We start from the raw sequence: 6,511 nt of genomic DNA on the forward strand, positions 1-6,511 counted from the left end.
GGCCGGGGCGCTGCCGCTCAGCCGGCCCGGCGCCCGGCCGCCGGTGACGTACGTCATCGGCGCGTCGGCCCGGGCTCACGCCATGGGCGGGAATTCGGGCAGGGTGAGGGCCGAGTGGGCGGGTCGTCCCTCCGTGGCGGGCATGGCGCTGAGCCTGCGCAGCCTGTTGTTGCGCTGCTCCAGGGCCCGGGCGGTGGTGGGGAAGAGGGTGGCGCCGCCCTCGGCGATCAGCCCCTGGTTCACGGTCACGAACCCACGGGTGCCGCGCTCGTAGGCGGCGAAGCCCTCGGTGTGGTCCCGGCCGGCCAGGGAAGCGGCGAGCATGTACGCGCCGACGAGCGCGAGGCTGGTGCCCTGTCCGGTCAGGAACGAGGGCGCCCACGCGGCGTCGCCCACCAGCGCGACCCTGCCGTCGGACCAGCGGGGCATACGGATCTGGCCGACCGCGTCGAAGAACAGGTCATCCACGTCGCGCAGGGCGGCCAGCATGCCCGGGACCTCCCAGCCCGCGTCGGCGAAGACCGAGGCGACCAGGTCCCGTTGGGCCCCCGGGTCCGGGAACGCGCCGAACGGCGGTCCCGGCTGGGCGAAGTTCAGGAAGGCGTGCACCTCGTCCTTGTCCCCCACGGCGTAGAGGGCCGCGGCCCTGCCCGGGGCGTTCCACATCACGGTCTCGTGGGAGAGACCGAAGGTGTTGGGCATGGTGAACACGGCGAAGCAGTAGCCGAGGTACCGGTGGAACTGTTCTTCGGGGCCGAACAGCATCTCGCGGGTGTGTGAGTGCAGACCGTCCGCGCCGAACACCAGGTCGTACGTACGCCTGCCGCCCCCGCGGAAGGTGACGTCGACGCCGTCGCCGGACTGGTCGAGGGTGTCGATGGAGTCGTTGAACAAGAACTCCACGTCGTCACGGACCGCCGCGTGGAGCGCGTCGGTCAGATCCCCTCGCCGCACCTCCAGGTCCCGTCCCGCGACACCGCCGGTGACGTTGTGAGGGTGGAGCGAGGCCACCTCGCCGCCGTCCGGGTCGAGGAAGGTCAGCCGGCGCAGGTCGATGTGCGCGTCCTGAAGTCGCGGCAGGATTCCCATCCTCCTGACGACGTCGAGTGCGGTGCCGCGCAGGTCGATGGGGTAACCACCGCTACGGAGTGTGCCGGCCTTCTCGACCACCGTGACCGCGTATCCACAGCGGTTCAGCCAGAACGCCAGGGCGGGGCCCGCGATGCTGGCCCCGGATATCAGGACCGTGCGCTTCGGTGTGGTGCGGGCTGTCCCCATCGGATCATTACTGGTCATTCCTTGACTCCTTTGTTCATGGTGCGGGCGACAATCAGCGACAGTGCCGTGATGACGCCGGTGATGACGAAGCCGGTGACGAAGGCCGATTCGGCCGGGACATCCGACCCGGCAGGGGTTCCCGCGGTGAGGATCGCGCCGCTGGCCTGCACACCCACGGCGAAGCCGAGCACACGGGTCACCAGGACCAGACCGGTGGCGATGCCGGTGTCACCTTGATCGACGGACGTGGCGGTGCTGGTCACCAGCGCCGTGATGCACAGACCATTGGCGAGCGCGACCAGCGCCTTGCCGACGACGAGGTGCCAGACCTCGGTGTGCACGGCTGCCAGGGCGATCAGGGAGACGGCCATCAGGGCGACCCCGGCGGTGACCACGGCACGCGAGCCGAAACGCCGCGCCCAGATCCCGCTGATCGGCCCGGCCAGCGACGCGGCCACGGCGCCGGGCAGCAGGAAGAAGCCGATCTCGGTGGAGCTTGCGCCGAATCCGTACGCGTCGGCGGACACCGCGAACAACTGGGGAACGAGATAGACCGCCCCCGAGGTACCGACGCAGATCACAAACGTCAGCACACACGACTTCCACACCGCGGGCCGGGCCAGCATGCGCAGATCGACCATCGGCGATGCCGCACGGCGCTCGACGGCTATCCATCCGGTCACGAAGGCGGCCAGGACCACGATGAGGGCGCCGAGCACGAGTGGCCGCGAGGCGATCTCGGGCGCCAGCGCGAGCACCAGCATGAGCGTGAACAGTGTCCCGCTCAGGAGGCCCAGGCCGGGCCAGTCGATCCCCGCGTTGTCCGACCGGCCCGGCGGATCATGCGGCATCAGCCTGTTCACCAGCAGGGTGGCCCCGATGACGGCGAAGGTCGGCAGGGCGAACATCCAGTGCCGGGACAGCCCTTCCGCCACGGGACCTGCCGACAGCGTGCCCGCCATCCCGCCACCCAGGAACAACCCGCTGACCACCCCGATGGCCACCTTCGACTCTCCCGGGGGGAGGTGTTTGCGCACCAGGATGAACGACAGGGGCAGCGCGCCCACCATCGCCCCCTGCAATATCTGGCCGAGCAGCAGCACCGGCAGGTTCGGCGCCAGGGCGGACACCAGACCACCGACCGACACCACCGCCATCAGCCGGACCATGACGCGCTTCCCGCCGTAGCGGTCACCGAACTTGCCCGCGACCGGGGTGACGAGCGCCCCGGTGATGAGAAGCACGATGCTCAGCAGCGCCCCCTCGGCGGGACTCATGTCCAGCTCACGTTGCAGGAGCGGGAGCGTCGGCGTCACCACCGACTCCAGAGCACCGGTGGCGACTGCCAGCATGCCGAGAGCCCCGACAGCGGCCTTGCCGATGGGGACCGGGGGAGCCAGTGTTGTGGTCATGGACATCCTTCCGTCGGGCGGGTTGAGGTGAGGTCGGGCATCGGGCCCGGCGGCGTGAACAGCCGTCGTACAAGCCGGCCGCCGGTGCGCGGGCCGGACACAACGCGGCTCATCGCCCAGCCGGTGCGCGGGCCGGACACGGCGCGGCTCATCGCCCCGCCGCGTAACCCTGGGCACCGCGCGGGTTCGCCGCCGCCTGGAGGACGCCGCTGTCCGGATCACGCGTGACCACCGACAGCCGGCCCTGGCTCCACGGTCCCGAGACGGTCACGTCGTGGCCCCGCGCGCGCAGTTCGCCGATGACTTCCCGGCCCGCTCGCTCCTCGATGACCAGTCCGCCCGGCGTCCAGGTCCGAGGCCAGAACGAACTCGGTACCGCGGTGGTGTGGAAGGCGGGTGCGTCGATCGCCTCCTGTGGATCCAGCCCGAGAGCGAGCGTGCGCACCAGGTAGATCAGCTGCCACTGGTCCTGCTGGTCACCACCGGGTGTGCCCAGCGCGGCCACCGGGCTGCCGTCGCGCAGCAGCAGGGTCGGCGTCAGTGTCGTACGGGGCCGCCGCCCCGGCTCCAGGCGCGACGGGGCGGCCTCGTCCAGCCAGGTCATCTGGAGCCGGGTGCCCAGCGCGAAACCGAGATCCGGCACGGCGGGGGAGGACTGGAGCCACCCTCCCGACGGTGTGGCGGAGATGATGTTTCCCCAGCGGTCGACGACGTCGATGTGGCAGGTGTCGCCCCGGGTCTCCCCGGTCCCCCGCACGGTGGGTTCGCCCACGCCGTCGGCCCGTACAGCACCCTGATCGGTGACGAGCGGTGGTGTGTAGGGTCTGACGCCGATATCGCCGGGCCTGAACGCGGTGGACGCGACCGCACCGATCAGGCCGGCGCGTTCCTCGCTGTACCGGGGGGACAGCAGACGGCGCACCACGGTCTCCGCCTCCGCCGGATCCAGATGCCCGTAGTACGCCTCCCGGTCGGCCATGGCCAGCTTCAGGGCCTCGGTGATGGTGTGAATTCCCCCGGCGGTCGACGGATCGATCCGCTCGTCGTCGAAGTGGTCGAGCATGGTGAGGGCCTGGAGCAGCACGGGCCCCTGGGACCACAGGCCCGCCTTCGCCACTGTGATCCCCCGGAACTCCGCGGTGACCGCGGGCTCGACAGCCGGCAGGAAGTCGCCGAAGTCCCCGGCGGTGATCACTCCGGCATGGTCCGCGCCCGAGGAATGCCGGTGCGGTACGGCCGCGAACTCCGCCACGGCGGCTGCCACGACTCCGCGCCAGACGCGCCGCGCGGAGTCGATCCGTGCGGTTCTCGTCCCGCCGGCCCCCGCGGTGCTCAGCCGGCGCAGGGTCCGGGCATAGACGGGGTTGACGAGCGTCGACCCCGGTCCTGGAACCCGCCCGCCGCGCATCCACAGTGCGTACGACGTCGGCCAGTGCGTGCGGAAGAGATCCTCGACCGTGGCGAGGACGCGCGCCAACTGGGGTACGACCGGGACTCCGCGCTCCGCGTAGTGGATCGCGTAGGCCAGGACGTCGGCAAGCTCCCAGGTGCCGAACTCGGCGAGCAGCCGGAGCCAGGATTCGACGGCACCCGGGACGGCGGCGGCCAGGGCGCCCGCGCCCGGGACATGGTCCAGCCCTTCGGCCCGGAAGTGCTCGATCGTGGCTCCCCGCGGAGCGTGGCCCTGTCCCACCAGCACGAGCGGAGACGGGTCCCCCGCGGTCGCGAACACGGCGACGAGATCACCGCCCGGCCCGTTGAGATGGGGTTCGGCCATCTGAAGTACGAAGGCGCCCGCCGTGGCCGCGTCGAACGCGTTGCCACCCCGCTCCAGTACGGACTGGGCCGTCGCGGAAGCCAGCCAGTGCGTCGACGCGCACATGCCGAAGGAGCCCCGCAGTGTGGGGCGCGTCTTCTGAGGGGGAGCGTGGGTCGGTGATGGCTGTTGACCGGCCATGTATGTCACATCCCGTTCCTATGGCACGTGGTGGGCGGCATGGTGGGCGGCCAGGACGTCGCCGCCGAAGTCGGTTTCCGGGTCCCGCCACACGGCGTGGGCGTGGTTGACACCGCGGTGGATGTTGGTCCACTCGACGAGCAACCGCGGGCCGTGCAGCCGGTAGTAGTGCGGTTCGCCCGCCGTGGTCGAACCGGCCCAGGCGAGGTGTACGGCGTCCAGCGCCGCCGGGTCGTCGTAGCGGGGCAGCGGGGACACCCCGTCCGGGACCCGGTCGAGATAGGTGCCGAGCAGGGCGCGCAGCAACTCCCGCTGTGCGGCGTCGAGTTCGGCGCCCGGCACGCCCTTGGGTGCCGGGGTGAGGGCCAGCGCCCGCCGGTTCGCACCGTCGAGGCCGGTGGCCGGGTGCTCGGCACGGTCCGGGATGTGCCCGCCGGGGCGCCAGAGTTCGGCGCGCTTCAGCACACGGTCGTCGACGCGGGGGCTGTTGCCCGCCACGATGTCGTCCGGGGCGCGGGGCAGCAGCACCGCGCGGGCGGCGGACTCGGGGCGCAGGGAGCGGACCAGCTCGCGGGCCAGATCCTCGGCCGTCCCCAGCGGGCGCAGCGTCGCGCCGCCCAGCAGGGGTGAGGCGGCCGGGTCCGCGCCCAGGAAACACGGTGTGGTGGCGGCGACCCGACCGTCCACCACGAGGTTGTTGAGCGAGACGTGGTGACCGCCGAACCGCCATCCCCACGGCCGCGGTCCGCCGGGCTCACCGAAGACCCGCAGGTAGTACATGCCGGGGTCACGGGTGCGCTCACGCCCCCAGTTCACCGAGAAGCCCTCGACGTGGTCGAGGACGTTCTCCAGGCCGAGCACGGTGGCGACGGTGGTGTAACCGGCTTCGGACAGACCGCTCGCGACCAGCCGCATCACCAGCCGGTGCTGGGCGGGACGCTGCTGATGGAACGTGAGACCGCCGTGATCGGTGGGCGTGTAGAACCAGCGGGTGCGTTCGGACCCGGCCGCGCCGCCGGCGCCCGGCGGCGGTCCGACCGCCACCCCGCGCTGGTCCGCGTCCAGGGAGTCCAGCCACGCCCGGGCCGCCTCGGCCATCCGGTTCGCGACCTCGCGGTCGGCGTCAGTCATGGCTGCGGAACGGCGCCGCGTCCACGGCGAGGAACTCGCGCACCCAGCGGGCGATCGTGTCCGCGAACTCCACCGCGATCCCGTGTCGCCCACCCTCGATCGAACGCAGCTCGGCGTTCGGGATCCGCTGCTCCATCAGCACGGCGCCGGTGTAGGGCGCCAGCCGGTCCGCCGTGCCGTGCACGACCAGGGTGGGTGCGGCGATCGCGCCGAGGCGGTCCCGGACCTCATGCTGTCGGGCGGCAGCGTGGCGGCGGGCGCTCTGCTCGGGACTGCGGGCGGTGAGCGTCCGGGCGGGCCTGGCGGGTGGCTCGGCCTGGCCTTCGGGCGTGAAGAAGAAGTCCGCGACCGCGTTCGACCGGGCGTCGTGGGACATGTTCAGCAGCTTGTCGATCGCTGCACTGCCCATCGCGAAACTCGGCGTGGTCGCTACCAGGACGAGGGATGCGACCCGTTCGGGATGCCGGAGCGCCGCGTGCTGCGCGACAGCGCCGCCGAAGGAGGTGCCCAACAGGTGCGCACGCTGGAGCCCCAGCGCGTCCAGCAGGGCGACGAGGTCATCAGCGAGGACGCCCAGCGTGTAGGGGACCGGCGGGTTCACGGTGATGCCCGAGTCGCGTTGGTCGTAGGAGATGGCCCGGATCCCGGCGCCGAGTCGCGAGCGGAGCGTGGCGAACTGGGTGCGGTCGCTTTCGCCGCCATGGACGAGTACGAGCGGCACACCATCGCCACC

Annotated in this window: 5 protein-coding genes; all 5 read right to left on the bottom strand. The window is 71.8% G+C overall.

Features of this window, described 5'->3' with window-relative positions; genetic code table 11:
• Positions 1 to 75 precede the first annotated feature (75 nt).
• A complete protein-coding gene (locus tag ACWF94_RS29480; RefSeq protein WP_453495083.1) occupies positions 76 to 1,296 on the bottom strand; it encodes an FAD-dependent monooxygenase in 1,221 nt (406 codons plus the stop codon).
• Complete coding sequence (locus tag ACWF94_RS29485; protein ID WP_453495086.1) at positions 1,293 to 2,690, bottom strand: MFS transporter; 1,398 nt, start codon at positions 2,688 to 2,690, stop codon at positions 1,293 to 1,295. The genes ACWF94_RS29480 and ACWF94_RS29485 overlap by 4 nt, the downstream gene beginning before the upstream one ends.
• A gap of 148 nt (positions 2,691 to 2,838) precedes the next feature.
• Positions 2,839 to 4,647: a gamma-glutamyltransferase family protein gene (locus tag ACWF94_RS29490; RefSeq protein ID WP_453495095.1), complete on the bottom strand. Its 1,809-nt coding sequence runs from the start codon at positions 4,645 to 4,647 to the stop codon at positions 2,839 to 2,841.
• 18 nt (positions 4,648 to 4,665) lie between these two features.
• Entirely contained in the window at positions 4,666 to 5,778 is a 1,113-nt protein-coding gene (locus ACWF94_RS29495) for a DUF3500 domain-containing protein (RefSeq protein WP_453495089.1), read from the bottom strand.
• On the bottom strand, positions 5,771 to 6,511 hold a 741-nt coding region (locus ACWF94_RS29500), incomplete at its 5' end, for an alpha/beta fold hydrolase (protein ID WP_453495092.1). The genes ACWF94_RS29495 and ACWF94_RS29500, both read right to left, overlap by 8 nt.

The organism is Streptomyces sp. NPDC055078, assembly GCF_053607985.1.

Excerpts from the sequence above, each read along its gene's own strand:
- ACWF94_RS29480 (WP_453495083.1), bottom strand. The coding sequence starts at position 1,296 with ATGACCAGTAATGATCCGATGGGGACAGCCCGCACCACACCGAAGCGC.
- ACWF94_RS29485 (WP_453495086.1), bottom strand. The coding sequence starts at position 2,690 with ATGACCACAACACTGGCTCCCCCGGTCCCCATCGGCAAGGCCGCTGTC.
- ACWF94_RS29490 (WP_453495095.1), bottom strand. The coding sequence starts at position 4,647 with ATGGCCGGTCAACAGCCATCACCGACCCACGCTCCCCCTCAGAAGACG.
- ACWF94_RS29495 (WP_453495089.1), bottom strand. The coding sequence starts at position 5,778 with ATGACTGACGCCGACCGCGAGGTCGCGAACCGGATGGCCGAGGCGGCC.